Genomic DNA, 19,908 nt, shown 5'->3' with positions numbered 1-19,908 from the left:
CATCTTCAATCGTTACCACTGGTGCATTGTCATTATCTTCAATAGTTCCTGTAGCGGTATCGGTTGTTGATCCAACGGTTCCTGTAGCGCTGGTGATTGCTATGGTGAAGGTCTCGTTATTCTCATCAATAGTATCTGCCGTACTTGGTACGGTTGCTGTTGCTGTTGTAGCTCCTGCTAAGAAGGTTACCGTTACTGCTGTAGTAGTGTAATCTCCGTTAGTAGTCGATATATTGGTAAAGCCTAAAGTAAGGGTGATGTCTGTAGCCGATGGGTTGCTCAATGTCACTGGGAAACTCAAGTTTCCGCCCTCAGCAATTGTAGCATCTTCAATCGTTACCACTGGTGCATTGTCATTATCTTCAATAGTTCCTGTAGCGGTATCGGTTGTTGATCCAACGGTTCCTGTAGCGCTGGTGATTGCTATGGTGAAGGTCTCGTTATTCTCATCAATAGTATCTGCCGTACTTGGTACGGTTGCTGTTGCTGTTGTAGCTCCTGCTAAGAAGGTTACCGTTACTGCTGTAGTAGTGTAATCTCCGTTAGTAGTCGATATATTGGTAAAGCCTAAAGTAAGGGTGATGTCTGTAGCCGATGGGTTGCTCAATGTCACTGGGAAACTCAAGTTTCCGCCCTCAGCAATTGTAGCATCTTCAATCGTTACCACTGGTGCATTGCATGCTGAAACCGCATTATTTGTTACACCTGTATAACTACCTGTATACGTAGCCGCTGGTAAATTAACTGTACCATTAGCGTTTACTGGTGCTACTGCTCCCCCAGTTTGACCAAATTGCTGTCCTGAAGCTGCTCTTGTAGCATTATTGTAATACTCATTTGAATCTGAGCATCCATCATTATCTGAATCCAGGTCTAAGTAATTAAACGCTCCATCATTATCTGAATCACAATACAAATAAACACCTACACCCATTGCTTGTGTTCGAGCAAGATTTGTCTCATTTGAATACTCTCCCAAAATAGAAACATTAACTCCTCTTGTATAAGCAAACAAAGATCGTTGGGTTGATTGAGTATCATCATATCTTAATTCATTCCCTACAATACTTGCTTCAGTAGCTAAAGGTGCCGCACCAATATTATCAATCAAAGTCCAATTAGATGAGTTTGTTGTATACAACCCTTTTTCTGCTCCTGTTGTTGATTCAGCATCAAAAGCAACGGCATCAAATTCTTGCGCCAAGCCTCCTTTAGTAGCAGTTATATCAAACTTGATACTTAGTTTATTTCCAACAACTCTAGCTAATTGAAATACAAGAGCTCCTCTTAAATCATCAGCAGCAGTAGATCCATAATTTGCATAACGCCAAAACATTTGATTTCCTCCTCCTGGAAATGTATTCAAAACAGAAGGTGTTGGACTTTGAGCTGGTGTATTATACCCTCCTACTAATGCTACAACTGTAGCTCTTGCAGTATAAGTAATTCCATTTACGACTTTTAAAGTTGTAAAAGTATCATTTACGTTTGTTAAAGACGCTCCTGTCCAATCAAAAATTAACAATTGATTTCTTGTAGCTCCATTTCCTGAAACAAAATTATAAACAGACGGGTTATAATCACATCTCAATTCCTCAGTATCTAAAACGCCATCATTATCATCATCTAAATCTGATGAATCATAAACGCCATCACTATCATTGTCTATTATTGTAACTGTTACAGTTGCGGTAGTGCAATTTAAAGAATTGGCAGTCTCACAAATGGTGTAAGTAATAGCATATGAACCTGGTGTTGTACCTGACACTATTGTCAAATTACCATTAGCATCGATTGATAATGGTCCATTAGTTACTGGAGTAACGTCAGTATTTGTAGTAGTTACCACAACACCATTTATAAAATCATTTTGTATAACGGAGCCACCAGCATTTACAAACGAATCATTATTTGCACATAGCCTATTAAAAATTATAGCATTTGTTGATGAACTTGAAGTACAACTTGATGCATTTGTAACTGTAAAAGTATAGGTAGTTCCTGCTGTTAAACCTGAAAAAGTGGTAGTTATACCCGTACTGGTTACTGTTGCTCCTCCAGGTGAAGCAGTAACGGTCCAAGTTCCTGATGAAGGCAAACCACTTAAAACAACACTACCTGTTGCTGTTGAACATGTTGGTTGAGTAATAGCTCCTACTACTGGGGCTGAAGGTGTTTGCGACGGACTTACACTAAAAGCACTTGAAGCATTAGATGCACATCCGCCAGCTCCTACAGTAGCTGTAACTGTATAAGAAGTATTTGGGGTTAAACTGCTAATTACACCTCCAGCACCCACATTAGGGCCGGCGGGTGAAAAAGTATAGGTAAATGAACTATCGTAATTTGTAATTGTTGCAGTTCCTGGACTAGCACAAGTTGCAGCACTTGTAGTCACTGTAGGTGCTACTGGAGGCGTACATGTTATTGTTATAATTAGATTTGCATTAGCTATATTACCAGAACCTGGAATATTATCACTAATTGAATACGGTATAGAGTCTGTAAGAGTTTGACCTGAGGTTAATGCTAGTACAGCCGCATTACTAGAGTTTAAAGTATAAGTATAACTACCATTAGCATAAATAATGAAAGTACCATATGCTCCCGCAACAGGTACACCTACATTAGTTGTCAAACCGTTAACTCGTAAAACCCCTGATGCCTCATCGTCTTGCCAAAGCAAATCAGTTAACCCTGCAATTTGCCCACCAGGATCGGGTGCAGTTACATTAGGGCCGTAGTTATAATAAAATTCTAACTTGTCAATAGGGCTATTAAATGAAATCGTCACATTACCATGTGCATCAGTAGAAGGAACACTTCCTGTTCCATAAAACGTATCGGAACCTGTTTGTAGTATTGAACCTGCGACTTGCTTGTTGTAATTAACATTGGCTCCTGCTAAACTACCAAGGACTCTCATTTGATCTTGCCAACTATTAGTTTGAACAAAATCAATATCAGATAAGGCAAAAGAAATATTAGTAACAGGCTTACTAAAATTAATTGTTAATTTATTATCTGCTGCTGGATTCACTGCTGGGTTTGAGCCAAATAATAAATAACCAGTATGCCCTCCATTTGTTCCAAAATCAACCGTTTGATTTGTAGCTGTTTCAACTGAAGAAGGGACGTCTTTAACAAAAGAAACATTTACGCCACCTACAGTTCTTGTTGTTCCATTTACTGCAGCCCCACTTGTATATTGAGATTCCCAAACAAACAAAGAGGTATTTCTATCCAGCCTATCCGATCCCAAACCATTATCATCAGAAATAACATTACCAGTAGCTACAGTACTGGTCCCTACAGTAACATTATTACTATTATCAGTAGCCACTGGTGGTTCTGTTACTCCGTTTATAGTAACCGTCAAATAACCAAAATCAAAGTTACCTACATTATCTGTAACCTGATAAGAAATAATATCAGTAACTGAGTTACCGTTTTTTAAACCTTTTAATGTAGTATTATTTACATCAACATTATATGAGTATGCACCATTACTTTGCACTGTAATAGTTCCATAAGTACTAGTATACACAGCTCCCACAGAAGATGTATATCCATGTACTTCAGTAATGGTTTTTGCATCTCCAGCTGTTGCATCAGTATCATTAGTTAGTAAATTCCCCGTTACAGCTGTTGCTGAATTTGCAGCAACAGCGTTAGTATCATTAACAGCAACTGGATCACTACCTGTTGTTAATCTTGCATAAGCCGATAAAGTATTATTAGGATCTGTAACACTAACCACTGCATATCGACGTGTATCCCCTATTGCAGGGTTCGTATGATTATAATACTGATTTCTTAACATTATTTCTAAATTATCAACCAGAATTGGTTGCCCAAAAACTTCTGTTATGTCAAACACATTGGCAGTAGCATGTGATATACGCAAAGTATTGGTACCCACAACAATATCATAACTAGTGGCCGAAGTAGTACTAATTTGATAAGTCCCTAATAATGTAGTCCCAGCTGCATTGTATACGTATAACACTTCATTAGCTGGGTTAGGCACTCCTGCGGGTACTCCATTGGTGTTTGATGAAAATGTCATTCTTGCACTAGTAGCCGTTCCAGATGTGGTAATAATCTGGTTATTAAAATTAACGATAAAATATAATGTACCTGCTGCATTAACCAATACGTCATTATTGACACCTGGCGCTGGACCATTTAAATCAATGCTTGTAACAGAATATGGTGAGGCACTATTTCTCCCGTTTTTACTGGGTATAATTGAGGACTTATTATGATTTTTCTTAGATTTTATTTTATCCAAACTTATAAAATTTTTGGATGAAATATTATCGCTAATAGAATCAATTTCATTTGCAAAAACAACAACTGTAGCGAAAAAGAAAAAAAGAAAAAATAGTCTTCTACTGCTAAATTTAATGAAGCAGGAATTACAAGAAACACTCGGAGTTAGATTTATTTTCATAAAAAAAATTATTACTAGTGTAAAAAAAATCAAAAAAAACAATCAAAATAAATTGTTGGAAAAACACTTTTAACTAGTATACTGAATACATTTTATTATTACTTTCTAAATGTTTACTTTATAAAGTATTTTAAAGCTGTTAAAACAAAAAAGTAATAAATCTATTAGTTAATACTCTTTATTTAAAAAAAATAATTCAAAAGAACATTCAAATCATTTCTCAAAATTCACAAACTTCATTTTAAAAAATATCCACAATTATTAATTGACTAAGAACAAATTATGTAATTTATTTACGTTAAAATATTGTTAGCGGTTTCATAATTAAATGTAAAAATAAAATTTTTATCATTTCGTATACAATTAGCTTCAGTAAAATAGTTAAAAGGCAATTAAAATCGTTAATTAACTCTATTGAACAAAAAAAAACAACTTAAGTTCTTTATATAAAATAGAATACGAATTTTTTTTCCTACAAAAAAGAAAGTAAAAGCGGAATAAAAAAATGACATTCAATTTTTCAATATTCGCAAATTGCAAACTTTTATATACATAAATTTAATTATTGGAAGAGGATTTTAATAATTAAATTCGGCGAATGACATTAAAGTGTCGACAAGTGGAACTGTAAGTAGCTCATAACCATAAAAATATACTTCAACCAAAGAGAATGACTAAAAATGGTTACTACCATAAATAAGCATCAGAATTTAGTATAAAAATCTAATAGATTAATATAAATAAACCTTGAATTAAGACATGAATAAGGTTACTTTTAAAAACAACTTATAGTAAAATCTTAAAATAAGGTGATCTTTATCAAGAGCGTAGATTTGACCCTGAAAAAAGCAATCAAAAAAAAAGCCAATGAAATACAACAAACTGCAAGTAAATCCTCAACCAGTTCTTAACTATATAAAAAAAGGGTTCAACTTTAAATTAAAAGTTAAACCCCTATATTATTAAACTTAAATACGTTTTAAGATTTTGACATAAAGCGTTTTAATCACAACCTTCAACTCCACAACTGTTGCCATCATTAGTATTCAGAACAGTAACTTTAGCATCAAACGCACCTTCATCCCAAACTTTTTGAAGTGTTTTTAAAAAGGTTTCCTCATGCTGTGCGCCAGATATGGCATACTTGGCATCGAATACAAAAAAGGGAACTCCTTGAACACCGATGTTTTGCGCCTCCAACATGTCTTTTTGCACTTCATCAGCAAAAGCATCTGTTTGTAAAACTTCATCAATAGTCTCTGAATTCAAACCTACTTCAAGAGCCATATTTTTTAGTTCCTTAAGGTCATTGATATCTTTACCATCTGTCAAATATCCTTTAAACAACAACTCTTTCAAAGCATCGGCACAATTGAACTTTTTGGCTAAATGCAATAACCGATGTGCATGCTGAGAATTTGCCATGATTGCTTTTTCAAAATGAAAATCCAATCCCGAATTCTTGGCATTTTGAGTCATACTATCTAGCATTTCTTGAGCCCAAACTTCATCTTTTTTATATTTTTCAGCTAAATGTTCTACTAAATTGTCATTGGCAGAAGCCACAAAATTTGGGTCTAGTTGAAAACTTTTCCACTCTATTTCAACAGCCTCTTTATGCTTGAAATTCTGCAAAGCAACTTCTATTCTTCTTTTTCCAATGTAACAAAAAGGACACATGATATCCGACCAGATTTGTATTTTTAAAGTATTTCCCATAATGTTATATTTAGAAAGCGATTATGTAATTTGTATATACAAATTTATAAAAATATATCCAGAGCCAGCATAGTTATAACGTTAAGGCATTCATAAAAAAAACCATCAAAATTACTCTTGATGGTTCTGTTTTAGAATATGTAAATTTGGCTTAAGCCAATATATCTAATACTAATGATGGAAATAAACCTAGAGCAATATTCAACGCAATAGCAATAACTGCCACGGCATAAATAATTACTGGTGTCCCTTTGCGTTCTTCATTAGCATCTTTTGTATACATGGCTAAAATTAATTTGAAGTAATAGCCCACACTTATAATTGAGTTCACAACAGCTACAATTACTAAAGCCAAATAACCCGCTTGAATGGTTTCACTAAACAAAACTAATTTTGCAAAGAAACCAGCAAAAATTGGGATTCCTGCCATAGATAGCAAAGAAGCAGTAAGTATAGCAGCTAACAATGGATTGGTTTTCCCTAAACCATGAAAGTTCACAATATCCTCGTTATCTCTATTTTTACAAACGTATAATACAACACTAAAAGCAGCCATTCCGGCAAGAGAATATGCTGAAGTATAATACAACAAGCTACCTGCAGAAGTAGAAAGACTTAACAAGGTCATTAACATAAAACCTGCATGAGATATCCCGGAAAAAGCAAGCATACGCTTAACATTTGTTTGTCTCAATGCCATAATATTACCCACAGTCATAGAAGCCATTGATATCACAACTACTATTATTTTAAAAGCTTCGGTCATATCTGCATTCAACACAGAAAGTAATTTATACAAAGTAGCCATAGCCACAACCTTTGCTAAGGTACTCATTAAGGCAGTAGTTAATGCTGGTGAACCCTCATAAACATCAGGTGCCCAAAAATGAAATGGCACAGCTGCCACTTTAAATAGCATTCCGATAGTTAACAACACAATCCCTATTGGGAACCAAACTGGCAATTCAGCAGAACGGGAAAGCTCAGAAATTTCAATAACATCAAAACTACCCATTGCACCATAAATTAAACAAATTCCAAAAAGAATAATCCCAGAAGCAAAAGAACCCATCAAAAAGTATTTCATTCCAGCTTCATTACTTTTCAAATTCATACGATCACTAGCAGCAAGAATGTAAAGAGCAATTGATAAAACTTCTATCCCTAAAAAGAACATTGCAAGATTTCCAAAGGACACCATAGCAACTGCTCCAGCTAATAAGAAAATTTTAATAGCAATAAAATCGGAAATTTTAGATTGGTGATTTTCATAAAAATTATGACCCAATGCTATTAAGAATATGGTTAAAACGATAAACAAACATGAAAAGGCAGAAGAAAAAGTGCTTACTGCAATCATATTGTTGTAATAACTTTCAGCCGTATTAAACTCAGAAACTGTCAACCCAAATACAGCCATTAAACCAATAATTGAAATTGGAACAATTGCTTTTCTAAGGTTAAAAATTTCGAACAAAAGGCATAAAACACCTAATCCTATTATAGCTATTAATGTATTCATTTGTTTATTGTTTGATTTAGGATTTACACAGTAGCATGAACAATCAACTAAAGATAAAATCTATAAACCTAATTAATTTGTATTACTATTATTTTTAAACTAAAAGCGTTTTGATATAGGAACTAATACCTTTGCGTTAACAAAAGAATTTGCTCTAATGCTGGCGTTATCAAATCATTAATTGGTTTTGGATACATCCCGAAAAAGAACAAAACACCAACTATGATTAACAACGATATGGTTTCACTTGCTGTAACATCTGTAAAAACTTTAGAGTTAGTTTCACCCAACATAGCGTGTTGAAACATTTTTAACATGTAGTACGCACCTAATATAATTGTAGTACCACCTACCACTGCAAACCAAATATTAACTGTTGACAAACTATATAAAACAGTGAACTCACCTATAAAGTTAAACGTAGTGGGCAACGCCACCGATGCTAAAACTAAAATTAAAAACAAAGAAGTAAATTTTGGTGCTTGTGCACGAATACCTCCCATTTCTGAAATTACTCTTGTTTCATATCTTCTAGAAATGATTTCGGCAACAAAAAACAAACCTACCACAACAAAACCGTGAGCAATCATTTGTAAAACTGCACCTCTAAAACCATCAAGGTTCAAAGCATAAGTACCAGAAGCGATCAAACCAACGTGTGCCAAAGAAGAATATGCTAATAACTTTTTTAAGTCTCTTTGTTTTAAAGCTACAATTGAACCGTAAACAACTCCTACAAGCCCTATACCAATAAGTAAATATTTATATTCATGAGCCGTTACTGGTGCTAAAGGCAATTGCCAACGTATTACACTGTATAAACCCATTTTCAACATAATACCTGACAAAAGCATGGTTCCTACAGTTGGGGCTTTTTGGTATACAGTAGCTTGCCAAGTATGGAAGGGTATTAAAGGAATTTTTATAGCATAAGCCAAGAAGAAGGCTAGAAAAATCCAAAATTGCTCTGCACTAGATAAATTTAATGCGTAAAGATCTTGAATTAAAAAACTTCCAGCTTTTTGGTACAAATACACAAAAGCCACTAACATAAACAAAGATCCTGCTAAGGTATAAATGAAAAACTTTACAACAGCTTTTTTACGTTCATCAGCATTACCATTACCCCAAATAAGAGCTATAAAATAAATAGGAACTAAGGCTAACTCCCAAAAGATATAATAAAGCAATCCGTCTGAAGCTAAAAAAGTACCCACCATAGCAAAGGACATAAACAAGACCAATGCATAAAAAGATTTCGAGTTTTGATATTGATTTCCAAATGATGAAAAAATAATAATAGGTGTCAAAATAGTAGTTAATAAAAGCATTACTAAAGACAAACCATCTGCCGTTAAAGCGAAAGAAACTGCTGGCTTACTAATCCATGGACTTATAAAATTAATATTTACACCAGCATTATATTGATTGAGCAACACAAAGGAAGCTACAGCTGAAACTAACCCAAAAAACAAAGCTACTTTTGAAGCTAACTTATTACCAACTAATAAGGTTGCAAAGGCACCAATCAAAAGTATAATTAAAATTAGAGATACGTTCATTTGAAAATTTTTAATGATTTCAAAAGCCACTCATCATGACTTTTAAAAGATATTTAATATTACTGAAATTTATAATCTAACACTAAACCAGAAACAAGTAGGAAACAATAGCACACAATCCTAATACAAAAACGAAAAGATATAATCCAATACTTCCACTTTGAATTTTTTTGCCTTGGTAACTGATTTCATTTGTTACTTTTCCAAAACCGAAAACAATTGCTGATAATCCCGTTTCTACAGTATCTCTAAAAAAACGAGACAATACATTAATTGGTTTAACGAATAAAAAATCATACCCTTCATCCACATAGTATTTGTTATAAAGTACTTTTGCAAATCCAGTGATACTTTCATCTGAAGTAGGAACCGAATTTTGTTTGATATATTTACTGTAAGCAATTCCTATTCCTACTAATCCACCAACAACAGCAATTGCCATTAAAATATATTCGGTTGTACCAAGATGGTGTTCTGCAGTAGCTAATTTTGGTAAAATTGGAATCAAATAATGATTCAACCAACTGTTTCCAGGCAAACTAATCAAACCTCCAATTGTAGCTAATATTGCTAAAATAACTAAGGGTGCAGTGATTAACGCAGGACTTTCATGCAGATGATGCTTTTGTTCAGCAGTACCTCTAAATTCTTTGTAGAATGTTAAAAACATCAAACGGAACATATAAAACGCAGTCATTATAGAAGCAATAGAAGCAACTACCCATAACGGGATATTATGATGGAATGCTACCAATAAAATTTCGTCTTTCGAGAAAAAACCAGAGAATAATGGAACTCCAGATATTGCTAAAGAAGCAATTAGCATGGTTGCAAAGGTAATTGGCATAGCCTTTTTCAAGCCACCCATGTTGCGCATATCTTGTTCACCGTGCAATGCATGAATAACTGATCCTGAACCTAAGAACAAACAAGCCTTGAAAAAAGCGTGAGTGATTACGTGAAAAACAGCAACTTCATAAGCTCCTAAACCTAATGCTAAGAACATCAAACCTAACTGAGATACCGTTGAGTAGGCCAATACTTTTTTGATATCATTTTGAACTAAACCGATAGTGGCAGCAACAAGAGCTGTTGTTGCACCTACTATAGCGATAACATGTTGTACTTCAGGCAACAAATCAAATACAAAATTCAATCTCGTAATCATGAATATACCAGCAGTTACCATGGTAGCAGCATGTATTAACGCTGAAACTGGTGTTGGTCCTGCCATTGCATCTGGCAACCACGTATACAACGGAATTTGTGCCGATTTACCACAAGCACCTATAAACAATGCAAAACCTGCTACTGTTAACCAATACAAATCAACATTTGTTGCTCCAGTAATTGCCGTTTTTAAAGTAGTATAATCTAATGTAGAAAATAAATTACCTAAAATAAATATCCCTATCAATAATCCTAAATCACCAATACGGTTCATGATGAATGCTTTCTTAGCTGCATCATTGTATTCTTGGTTTTTATACCAAAAACCAATTAGCAAATACGAACAAAGCCCTACGCCTTCCCAACCGATGAACATGACTAATAAATTACTTCCTACAACAAGTGTGATCATAAAAAATACAAACAAATTCAAATAGGCAAAAAACTTGTGCATATTCTCATCTTCATGCATGTAACTGATAGAATACAAATGAATCAATGATCCAATTCCAGTTACAAACAGTAACCATAAAATAGAAAGTTGATCTAATAAAAATCCAAAATCAACTTTGAAATTACTGATTTGAATCCAATCAAAAAGCGAAATTCGAAAGCCATTTGGCTGCGCTGCATTAACACCAAAGAAAAAACAAGCAGCAATAAAAGAAATGAAAACTGCAAGCGTACCTACAATTCCAGAAACTGTTTTACCTAGGCTTTTGCCAAAGAAAACATTAATTAAAAATCCTAAAAAAGGAGCGAGAACTAAAACTAAAGCTATATTGGTATTCATTTCCATTTATCCTTTTAAGTTTTTTAAATTATCAATTGTAATAGAACCTAAATTTCTAAAAATAGAAACTAGAATGGCCAATCCTACCGCTACTTCTGCTGCAGCAACTGCCATAGAGAAAAACACAAAAACCTGTCCTTGCGCATCTTGATGGTACGTTGAAAAAGCAACAAATAACAAGTTAACGGCATTCAACATAATTTCAATTGACATAAATACAATGATAGCATTTCGTCTGTACAAAACTCCAAAAACACCAATACAAAAAAGTATTACGCTCAGGAAAATATAGTTTTCTATACCAATGTGGTTTAAAATATTATTCATTTTATTTTTGCAATTTTTCTTTTTTAGACAATAACACAGTTCCTATCATCGCAACCAATAGTAATATTGAAGCAAATTCAAACGGAACCATATATTCATTCAAGAGTATTTTACCCAATACTTTTATAGATTGATAATCTTCACCCGTAGTTACATACTCCCCTACAATTGGTTTTGAATTGATAAAAATCGCAATCAACACTAAGCATATCAAACAAAAAGAAACAATTGCTCCCAATCGTGTAATTCTCGGTCGGTGAACTTCTTTTTCCTCGTTCAGATTCATCAACATGATCGTAAACAAAAACAAAATCATGATAGCTCCTGAATATACAATGACGTGAACTATGGCCAAGAATTGCGAGTTTAATAACAAATAATGACCTGCAATAGAAAAGAAACAAATCACTAAATAAATAGCACTATGTATTGGGTTTCTACTAAAGATGGTTAAAAAAGCAGTTGCTAAAGTGATAGCAGCCAATACACAAAAAATTATAAGTATTATAGACATTAGTTAGCGTTTTTTAGTTGAGCATTTTGAATTGCCATTTCAAGCGGCATCACTAGTTTATCTTTACCAAAGATAAAATCTTCTCTCTCATAACTAGCCGGAACAAGAACTTTAGATGTGGTTAGGTAAATTGCGTCTTTCGGACAAGCCTCTTCGCACAACCCGCAAAAAATGCAACGCAACATATTGATTTCATATATCGAAGCATATTTTTCCTCACGGTATAAGTGTTTTTCATCCGCTTTTCTTTCCTCAGCTTTCATCGTGATGGCCTCTGCAGGACAAGAAAGAGCACACAAGCCACATGCTGTACAATTTTCTCTACCTTGCTCATCTCGTTTCAACATGTGCTGTCCACGATACACCGGACTCATTTTTCGTACTTGCTCAGGGTACTGAATGGTAACTTTTCTAGTAAATAAATGCTGGATTGTAATTATCAATCCCTTGATAATCGCTACAAGATACATTCTTTCCCAAAAAGTCATCTCTTTGTTAGAGACTAACTTTTTTCTTCCCGATAAGGATATACTTTCTATTGACATTTTTTATTTTTATTTGAAGCTTAATCCTGCTATTCGTTTCAATCTTTTTTTGTTTTTAAAGAAAAAACAAAAAAAGGATTTCCACTACTATCAGGGCTAGGGCTTTTCGGTACTAATTAAAATCCTAAATAAGCAGCAATATCTGCTCTCAAAATTACAATTCCGGTAATCATAATATTAATGATCGATAGCGGAATTAATATTCTCCATCCTAAATTCATTAATTGATCGTATCTAAATCTTGGAATAGTCCATCTTACCCACATGTAGAAAAAGATAAAACCACATAGTTTTACAAATAATGCAGCAAAACCTAGTATATTTCCAATATTTACACCCCAATTCTCCACAACCCAACTCATTCCTGGATAGTTGTACCCTCCAAAAAACAAGACCGCTAAAATAGTCGAAGAAATGAACATATTAGCATATTCTGCAAATAAATAAAAACCCATTTTCATCGAGGAATATTCCGTATGATACCCACCAATAAGTTCACTTTCGCATTCTGCTAAGTCAAAAGGAGTTCTGTTTGTTTCAGCAAAAGCACAAATCAAGAAAATAACAAATGATAAAGGCTGGTAAAATACATTCCAATTCATCCCTGCTTGTTGCGCAGATATTTCTCTTAAACTTAAAGTACCTGTCATCATTAATAAAGCAATCATAGAAAGCCCCATGGCTACTTCATAGGATACCATTTGTGATGCAGCACGAACAGCTCCCATCAAAGAGAACTTATTGTTAGAGGCCCATCCACCAATCATGATTCCGTAAACACCCACTGATACTACTCCAAAAAAGTATAACAAACCAATATTTAAATCAGTTGCTTGAAGTAAAATATCTCTACCAAACAAATGCAATCTATCTCCCCAAGGAATTACCGCACTAGTCATTAAAGCAGTACTCATGGCAATAGCTGGACCTACAAAAAACAAAAATCGGTTGGGAGTATTAGGTTCAAATTCTTCCTTTGAAAATAATTTTAAACCATCTGCAAGTGGCTGAAAAAGACCAAAAGGCCCTGCTCTATTCGGACCCACACGGTCTTGAAGCCAAGCAGCTACTTTACGTTCTGCCCATGTTGAGTACATGGCCATTAACATTGTTAAAGCAAAAACAACAAGTATAACAACACTTTTTTCTATGATAAATACGCTATCCATTATTACCCAAGCTTTTTTGATTCATAATATCTTCTTGTGTCAATGGAATTTGCGCCATACTGATTTTTTTACGATCCGTTTCTCTACCTTTTAATATGGTTTCTTCAGTAGCAATTTCAACTTTCTGTAACTTTCTATTGTATTTATTTTGGTTGATTACCGAGTCTTTTTCAAAAGCTCTTGGTCCTTCAATAGTCCAATCTTTTAGGTCTTTGTGATCAAAACGACATCCGTTACAAATAAATTCGTCAACTTCATGGTACTCATCTTTTCTTCCTGTAACACGTTGAATTTCGTCACCAAACATCCAAACTGTAGTTTTTCCAGAGCAGGTAGGACAATCTCTATGCGCATTATATGGCTTACTAAACCAAACTCTAGATTTGAATCTAAATGTTTTGTCTGTTAAAGCCCCAACTGGACACACATCGATCATGTTTCCAGAAAACTCATTATCAACCGCTTTTGATATACAGGTTGATATATTAGAATGATCTCCTCTATCCATAACTCCATGTACACGGTCGTCTGTCAATTGATCAGCAACCATCACACAACGGTAGCAAAGAATACAACGGTTCATGTGTAACTGAATATTCGGACCAATGTCTTCTGGTTCAAATGTTCTTTTTTCTTCAATGAATCTCGATTCTGATTTTCCGTGTTCAAAACTTAAGTTTTGCAAATCACATTCTCCAGCTTGATCACAAACCGGACAATCTAATGGGTGATTAATCAACAAAAACTCTGTTACTGATTTCCTGGCTTCTTGTACACGTGGAGATGATTTACTATTCACTTCCATTCCGTCCATACAACCTGTTACACATGATGCCATTAATTTAGGCATTGGTCTAGGATCAGCTTCACTTCCTTTTGCAACTTCTACTAAACAACAACGGCATTTTCCGCCGCTTCCTTTTAGTTTAGAGTAATAGCACATCGCTGGCGGAACTACTTCTCCACCTATCATACGTGCTGCCTGCAGGATTGTTGTTCCTGGTTCTACTTCTATGCTTTGACCGTCTATGGTTACTTTCATGTTTAAAGTCTTAACGTCTTAAAGTTTCATGTTTCAAGTTATTCAACCTGAGTCCTGAAACAAATTATACTGTTTGCTTCGCTACTAAATGTTTCACACTTGAAAAAGGCTCCGCTACAAAATGATCTCTATTTTTAATTTTTTCTGGGAAACGAATGTGGTATTCAAACTCATCTCTAAAATGACGAATTGCTGCTGCTACTGGCCAAGCTGCCGCATCACCTAGTGGACATATTGTATTTCCTTCTATTTTACTTTGAATACTCAATAGCAATTCGATATCTTCTTCACGACCGTGGCCATTCTCTATTCTATGCAATACCTTTTCCATCCATCCCGTTCCTTCACGACAAGGAGAACATTGCCCACAGCTTTCATGGTGGTAAAAACGAGAAAAATTCCAAGTATTTCGTACTATACAAGCTGTATCATTGTATACTATAAATCCACCTGAACCTAACATGGAACCCGTTGCAAAACCTCCATCGCTAAGTGATTCATAGGTCATTAAACGATCCTCGCCATTGGCAGTTTTATAAATTAAATCAGCGGGTAAAACCGGAACTGAACTTCCTCCTGGTACAAATGCTTTCAAAGGTCTGTCTGAACTCATTCCACCTAAATACTCATCAGAATTCATGAATTCGTAAACACTTAAGCCCAATTCAATCTCATAAACACCAGGATTTTTAATATGTCCCGAAGCAGAAATTAATTTGGTTCCTGTTGATCTTCCTATTCCAATCTTGGCATAGTCTGCACCTGAATTGTTTATGATCCAAGGCACAGCAGCAATAGTTTCTACATTATTTACAACCGTTGGGTTTGCCCAAAGTCCTGAAATTGCCGGAAATGGCGGTTTGATTCGAGGATTCCCTCTTTTTCCTTCTAATGATTCAATAAGTGCTGTTTCTTCACCACAAATGTATGCACCACCACCTATTTGTACATATAAATCAAGGTCATACCCTGAACCCAAAATATTTTTTCCTAACCAACCTGCAGCTTTAGCTTCGGCAATGGCTCGCTCTAATATTTTATAAACCCACATGTATTCTCCACGAATGTAGATGTATGAAAGATTAGCTCCCAATGCATAGCTAGACGTGATCATCCCTTCGATCAATAAATGCGGAATATATTCCATCAAATAGCGATCTTTGAAAGTTCCCGGTTCAGACTCATCCGCATTACAAACTAAATGTCTTGGCTTTCCTGATTTTTTGTCGATAAAACTCCATTTCATTCCAGCAGGAAACCCAGCTCCACCTCGACCACGTAGTCCAGATGTTTTCACCTCTTCTACAACTTCATCAGGTGTTAAACTCTTCAAGGCTTTCTCTACTGACGCATATCCTCCATTGGAACGATACACTTCATAGGTTTTAATTCCTGGAATATTTACTTTATCTAATAATATTTTCTGTGACATATTATTTATCGTGTAGCATTATTGTATTGTTCTTGCAATCTTCAATTAACTGATCTACTTTATCTTTTGTCAAATGTTCTTTGTAAAAATCACCCAATTGCATCATAGGAGCATATCCACAAGCGCCTAAACATTCCACTCCTCTAACTTCAAAAAGACCATCTTGTGTAGGCTCCCCTACTTTTACACCAAGTTTGTTACAAGTATAATCCATCAAGTCTTCTACTCCGTTCAAACAACATGGAGAAGTTTGACAAAACTCAAACATGTATTTCCCTACAGGTCTTCTGTTAAACATGGTATAAAACGACACAACCTCATAAACCTCTACTGGCTTAATCGCTAGTATCTCGGCAACCTTGTCCTGTAATTCAATACTCAACCAATCATTGTGAGCATCTTGTACTTCGTGCAAAACGGGTAACAAAGCTGATTTTTGTTTGCCTTCAGGATAATGACTGATTAGTTCATTGATGCGATTCATCAATGCTTCGGTCATATTTATTTCTTGTTTGTACTGTGTTCTTTCCATTTTTATTTCTTTTAACCGCAAAGTGCACAAAGAAGGCACAAAGTCCATAAAGATTTATTCTATCGAATTAAATTTTTTAATTTTTAATTCTCAATTTTTAATTGTTTTTAAGCGTCTAATTCTCCAGCGATTACATTCAAACTCGACAAAATAACAATCGCATCAGAAAGTAAAGAACCTTTAATCATTTCAGGATACGCTTGATAATAAATAAAGCATGGTCTACGGAAATGCAATCTATAAGGCGTTCTACTTCCATCAGTTACTAAATAGAAACCTAATTCTCCGTTTCCACCTTCAACAGGATGATAAATTTCAGCAACTGGGACAGGAACTTCTCCCATTACAATTTTGAAGTGATAAATTAAGGATTCCATATTAGTGTACACATCCTCTTTTGGAGGAAGGTAGTAATCAGGAACATTTGCATGGTATTCATTCCCAGCAGGCATTTTTTCTAAAGCCTGACGAATGATACTTAAACTCTCCCAAACCTCTGCATTACGCACACAAAAACGATCGTAAGTATCACCTGATTTTCCTACTGGTACAATAAAATCAAAATCTTCGTATGAAGAATAAGGTTGTGCTACACGCACATCATAATCAACTCCTGCCGCACGTAAATTAGGACCTGTAAAGCCATAAGCCATTGCTTGCTCTGCAGTTATAGCACCTACATTAACCGTTCTATCAATAAAGATTCTGTTTCTTTCAAATAAATTTTCAAACTCTTTCCAAGCCACAGGGAATTCTTCTAAAAAAACATCTAGTTTTCTAAAAGCTTCTTCTGGCCAGTCTCTTTCAAAACCACCAATTCTACCCATGTTAGTTGTCAATCGAGCACCACAAATTTCTTCGTAGATTTCATATACTTTTTCTCTAAATTGAAAAACATACAAAAAGCCAGTATAAGCTCCAGTATCAACTCCTAAGATCGAGTTACAAATAATATGATCGGTAATTCTAGCCAATTCCATCACAATAACTCTTAAATATTGCGCTCTTTTTGGCACTTCAATATCGAGTAATTTTTCAAGAGTCATCCACCAACCCATGTTATTTATAGGAGATGAACAGTAGTTCATTCTATCCGTTAATGGAGTGATTTGGTAAAAAGGTCGGTTTTCAGCAATTTTTTCAAATGCTCTGTGAATGTATCCAATTGTTGGCTCAGCTTCAAGAATACGTTCTCCATCCATCAACAAGATATTTTGAAAAATACCGTGTGTTGCAGGGTGCGTAGGACCTAAATTTAGAATCGAAAGTTCGCTACCATCTTCATTTAACTGCTCCGCAATTCTTTTGGCATAACGATGCTCTGGTGGTAATAATAGTTCTGACATTTATTTAATGTGAAAAATTATAAAAGTGTGCTTTTTTAATAATTATCGGTTGTTCTTCCAAAGAAACGATCGTCTTTATCTGTTCTTCCGCTATCTTCCATCGGAAACTCTTTTCGCATAGGGAATGAAATCATTTCATCCATATTCAAAATTCGTTTCAACTGAGGATGTCCTATGAAATTAATTCCGTAAAAATCATAAGTTTCTCTTTCCATCCAGTTAGAACTTAAAAAAATGTTTGAAATCGTTTTAATTTCTGGTTTCTCCCCGTTAAGATATGCTTTGATTCTGATTCTCTTATTTTCATACCAATTGTGCAAATGGTACACAACGGCAAACTGATGATCTTCATCATTATCAGGATAATGGATTCCGCATAAATCAGTTAAAAAATGAAAACGTAATGTAGCATCATTTTTTAAAAATAAAATAACGGCTGTTATCGTTTCAGCATTTACTTCAAATGAAAAAATATCTTTTTCTTGTTTGAATTCAAAAACAGCCTCTTGAAATGTTTCGACTAATTTTTCTTGTATTTGTATCGTTTCTAGCGCCATTATTTATTTGATATTATAGGAAGCTAATAATTCTTGATATTCAGGAGAACTTCTTCTTCTTACTGATTCTGTTTTCACCAATTCTTGCAATCTCATGACTCCATCAACAATTTGTTCCGGTCTTGGAGGACATCCAGGAACATAAACATCTACAGGAATTACTTTATCAATTCCTTGTAAAACAGAATAGGTGTCAAAAACCCCACCTGATGATGCACAAGCTCCAACTGCAATAACCCAACGAGGCTCTGACATTTGTTCATAAACTTGACGCAATATAGGAGCCATTTTCTTAGATATTGTTCCCATAACAAGCAACATATCCGCTTGACGTGGAGAAAAACTCACTCGCTCTGATCCAAAACGTGCTAAATCATAATGCGATGCCATTGTTGCCATAAACTCTATACCACAGCAAGAAGTAGCAAATGGCAACGGCCAAAGAGAATTTGCTCTAGCTAAGCCTACTACATCATTAAGTTTTGTAGCAAAAAACCCTTCACCAACAACACCTTCTGGAGGGGCAACCATACTTACATTTGAATTACTCATCTTTGAAAAATTATGAATTATGAATTATGAATTATGAGTTCATAATTTAAATTTTAAAAACATTCTTTTATAATACTTTAGAAATTGAAATCTTTACAATTCATTGTTTCCAATTCCTATTAAGATTTACTCCCACTCTAAGGCTTTCTTTTTAATGATATAGAAAAAACCAACTAGAAGCAACATCATGAATACAATCATTTTGACCATTCCTTCCATTCCCAATTCTTTAAAATTGATTGCCCATGGATACAAGAAAATAACTTCCACATCAAACAAAACAAAAAGGATAGCTACAAGGAAATATTTAACTGAAAAAGGAATCCTAGCATTACCTACCGATTCTATACCACATTCAAAATTTTTATCTTTAACCTCAGAGGATCTTTTAGGACCTAATTTTCCAGAAACTATAATAGTTCCTACAACAAAACCTACAGCTAAAAGAAACTGCATCAAGATAGGAATGTAATTCAATTGATCTGATTGCATATTATGATTTTTATGTATGAGAATAAGCAACAAAGATAACTTTCAAATTATTAAATAACAATAATTTTTTTAAAATACATGCGAACTACATCGTTGTAAATTTGCAATTTTTATTAATTATAAATAAGGAGTGTGTGGTTTTATTCGATACGAAAGCTAAGGAGGAATTAAAAACTAA

The 19,908-nt window shown here is 34.5% G+C and carries 17 protein-coding genes; 1 reads left to right on the top strand and 16 read right to left on the bottom strand.

Annotated elements, in window-relative coordinates:
* Positions 1-4,294 (bottom strand): beta strand repeat-containing protein (locus AC061E_RS04900; protein ID WP_478285266.1); only part of this gene is annotated, 4,294 nt, incomplete at its 3' end.
* A 13-nt stretch (positions 4,295-4,307) separates the two neighbouring features.
* On the opposite strand from AC061E_RS04900, the gene AC061E_RS04895 reads away from it, so the two are divergent.
* Positions 4,308-4,529, top strand: coding sequence for a hypothetical protein (locus tag AC061E_RS04895; protein WP_478285265.1), 222 nt, complete (start codon positions 4,308-4,310; stop codon positions 4,527-4,529).
* A 929-nt stretch (positions 4,530-5,458) separates the two neighbouring features.
* On the opposite strand, the gene AC061E_RS04890 is transcribed toward AC061E_RS04895, so the two are convergent.
* From AC061E_RS04890 to AC061E_RS04820, 15 genes are all read right to left on the bottom strand, one after another.
* Entirely contained in the window at positions 5,459-6,175 is a 717-nt protein-coding gene (locus AC061E_RS04890) for a DsbA family oxidoreductase (protein ID WP_478285264.1), read from the bottom strand.
* 151 nt (positions 6,176-6,326) lie between these two features.
* Positions 6,327-7,697, bottom strand: a complete 1,371-nt coding sequence (locus AC061E_RS04885; protein WP_478285263.1) for an NADH-quinone oxidoreductase subunit N — start codon at positions 7,695-7,697, stop codon at positions 6,327-6,329.
* A gap of 122 nt (positions 7,698-7,819) precedes the next feature.
* Positions 7,820-9,259 (bottom strand): complex I subunit 4 family protein, encoded by a 1,440-nt coding sequence (locus AC061E_RS04880; RefSeq protein WP_478285262.1) that lies wholly within the window; start codon positions 9,257-9,259, stop codon positions 7,820-7,822.
* Between the two features lie 82 nt (positions 9,260-9,341).
* On the bottom strand, positions 9,342-11,222 hold the full coding sequence (gene nuoL, locus AC061E_RS04875) for an NADH-quinone oxidoreductase subunit L (RefSeq protein ID WP_478285261.1): 1,881 nt from the start codon (positions 11,220-11,222) through the stop codon (positions 9,342-9,344).
* A 6-nt stretch (positions 11,223-11,228) separates the two neighbouring features.
* A complete protein-coding gene (gene nuoK, locus AC061E_RS04870) occupies positions 11,229-11,549 on the bottom strand; it encodes an NADH-quinone oxidoreductase subunit NuoK (protein WP_066079401.1) in 321 nt (106 codons plus the stop codon).
* A 1-nt stretch (position 11,550) separates the two neighbouring features.
* Complete coding sequence (locus AC061E_RS04865) at positions 11,551-12,063, bottom strand: NADH-quinone oxidoreductase subunit J family protein (RefSeq protein WP_478285260.1); 513 nt, start codon at positions 12,061-12,063, stop codon at positions 11,551-11,553.
* A complete protein-coding gene (locus AC061E_RS04860; RefSeq protein ID WP_086453184.1) occupies positions 12,063-12,608 on the bottom strand; it encodes a NuoI/complex I 23 kDa subunit family protein in 546 nt (181 codons plus the stop codon). Before AC061E_RS04860 ends, AC061E_RS04865 begins: the two co-directional genes overlap by 1 nt.
* A gap of 116 nt (positions 12,609-12,724) precedes the next feature.
* Positions 12,725-13,777, bottom strand: coding sequence for an NADH-quinone oxidoreductase subunit NuoH (nuoH, locus tag AC061E_RS04855; protein ID WP_086453183.1), 1,053 nt, complete (start codon positions 13,775-13,777; stop codon positions 12,725-12,727).
* Entirely contained in the window at positions 13,770-14,819 is a 1,050-nt protein-coding gene (locus AC061E_RS04850; protein WP_221916036.1) for an NADH-quinone oxidoreductase subunit G, read from the bottom strand. Before AC061E_RS04850 ends, nuoH begins: the two co-directional genes overlap by 8 nt.
* Before the next feature lie 64 nt (positions 14,820-14,883).
* A complete protein-coding gene (gene nuoF, locus AC061E_RS04845; RefSeq protein ID WP_478285259.1) occupies positions 14,884-16,251 on the bottom strand; it encodes an NADH-quinone oxidoreductase subunit NuoF in 1,368 nt (455 codons plus the stop codon).
* A 1-nt stretch (position 16,252) separates the two neighbouring features.
* Positions 16,253-16,783, bottom strand: coding sequence for a complex I 24 kDa subunit family protein (locus AC061E_RS04840; protein WP_086453180.1), 531 nt, complete (start codon positions 16,781-16,783; stop codon positions 16,253-16,255).
* A 107-nt stretch (positions 16,784-16,890) separates the two neighbouring features.
* Positions 16,891-18,129, bottom strand: a complete 1,239-nt coding sequence (locus tag AC061E_RS04835; protein ID WP_478285258.1) for an NADH-quinone oxidoreductase subunit D — start codon at positions 18,127-18,129, stop codon at positions 16,891-16,893.
* 35 nt (positions 18,130-18,164) lie between these two features.
* Complete coding sequence (locus tag AC061E_RS04830; protein WP_478285257.1) at positions 18,165-18,686, bottom strand: NADH-quinone oxidoreductase subunit C; 522 nt, start codon at positions 18,684-18,686, stop codon at positions 18,165-18,167.
* Positions 18,687-18,689: 3 nt separating this feature from the next.
* The gene (locus AC061E_RS04825; protein WP_478285256.1) at positions 18,690-19,238 is read right to left on the bottom strand and encodes an NADH-quinone oxidoreductase subunit B; all 549 of its coding nucleotides are present in this window, start codon (positions 19,236-19,238) and stop codon (positions 18,690-18,692) included.
* 126 nt (positions 19,239-19,364) lie between these two features.
* Entirely contained in the window at positions 19,365-19,730 is a 366-nt protein-coding gene (locus tag AC061E_RS04820) for an NADH-quinone oxidoreductase subunit A (protein WP_158730050.1), read from the bottom strand.
* Positions 19,731-19,908: the final 178 nt, after the last annotated feature.

Source organism: Flavobacterium sp. GNP011, from assembly GCF_056428925.1.
The sequence above is the reverse complement of the archived record's forward strand: the minus strand, read 5'-3'. Positions and strand labels throughout refer to the sequence as shown.

Coding starts and splice junctions, on each gene's coding strand:
- nuoL (WP_478285261.1), bottom strand. CDS start 11,222: ATGAATACCAATATAGCTTTAGTTTTAGTTCTCGCTCCTTTTTTAGGA.
- nuoH (WP_086453183.1), bottom strand. CDS start 13,777: ATGGATAGCGTATTTATCATAGAAAAAAGTGTTGTTATACTTGTTGTT.
- AC061E_RS04850 (WP_221916036.1), bottom strand. CDS start 14,819: ATGAAAGTAACCATAGACGGTCAAAGCATAGAAGTAGAACCAGGAACA.
- AC061E_RS04880 (WP_478285262.1), bottom strand. CDS start 9,259: ATGAACGTATCTCTAATTTTAATTATACTTTTGATTGGTGCCTTTGCA.
- AC061E_RS04885 (WP_478285263.1), bottom strand. CDS start 7,697: ATGAATACATTAATAGCTATAATAGGATTAGGTGTTTTATGCCTTTTG.
- AC061E_RS04825 (WP_478285256.1), bottom strand. CDS start 19,238: ATGAGTAATTCAAATGTAAGTATGGTTGCCCCTCCAGAAGGTGTTGTT.
- AC061E_RS04820 (WP_158730050.1), bottom strand. CDS start 19,730: ATGCAATCAGATCAATTGAATTACATTCCTATCTTGATGCAGTTTCTT.
- AC061E_RS04865 (WP_478285260.1), bottom strand. CDS start 12,063: ATGTCTATAATACTTATAATTTTTTGTGTATTGGCTGCTATCACTTTA.
- AC061E_RS04890 (WP_478285264.1), bottom strand. CDS start 6,175: ATGGGAAATACTTTAAAAATACAAATCTGGTCGGATATCATGTGTCCT.
- AC061E_RS04830 (WP_478285257.1), bottom strand. CDS start 18,686: ATGGCGCTAGAAACGATACAAATACAAGAAAAATTAGTCGAAACATTT.
- AC061E_RS04860 (WP_086453184.1), bottom strand. CDS start 12,608: ATGTCAATAGAAAGTATATCCTTATCGGGAAGAAAAAAGTTAGTCTCT.
- AC061E_RS04835 (WP_478285258.1), bottom strand. CDS start 18,129: ATGTCAGAACTATTATTACCACCAGAGCATCGTTATGCCAAAAGAATT.
- AC061E_RS04840 (WP_086453180.1), bottom strand. CDS start 16,783: ATGGAAAGAACACAGTACAAACAAGAAATAAATATGACCGAAGCATTG.
- nuoK (WP_066079401.1), bottom strand. CDS start 11,549: ATGAATAATATTTTAAACCACATTGGTATAGAAAACTATATTTTCCTG.
- nuoF (WP_478285259.1), bottom strand. CDS start 16,251: ATGTCACAGAAAATATTATTAGATAAAGTAAATATTCCAGGAATTAAA.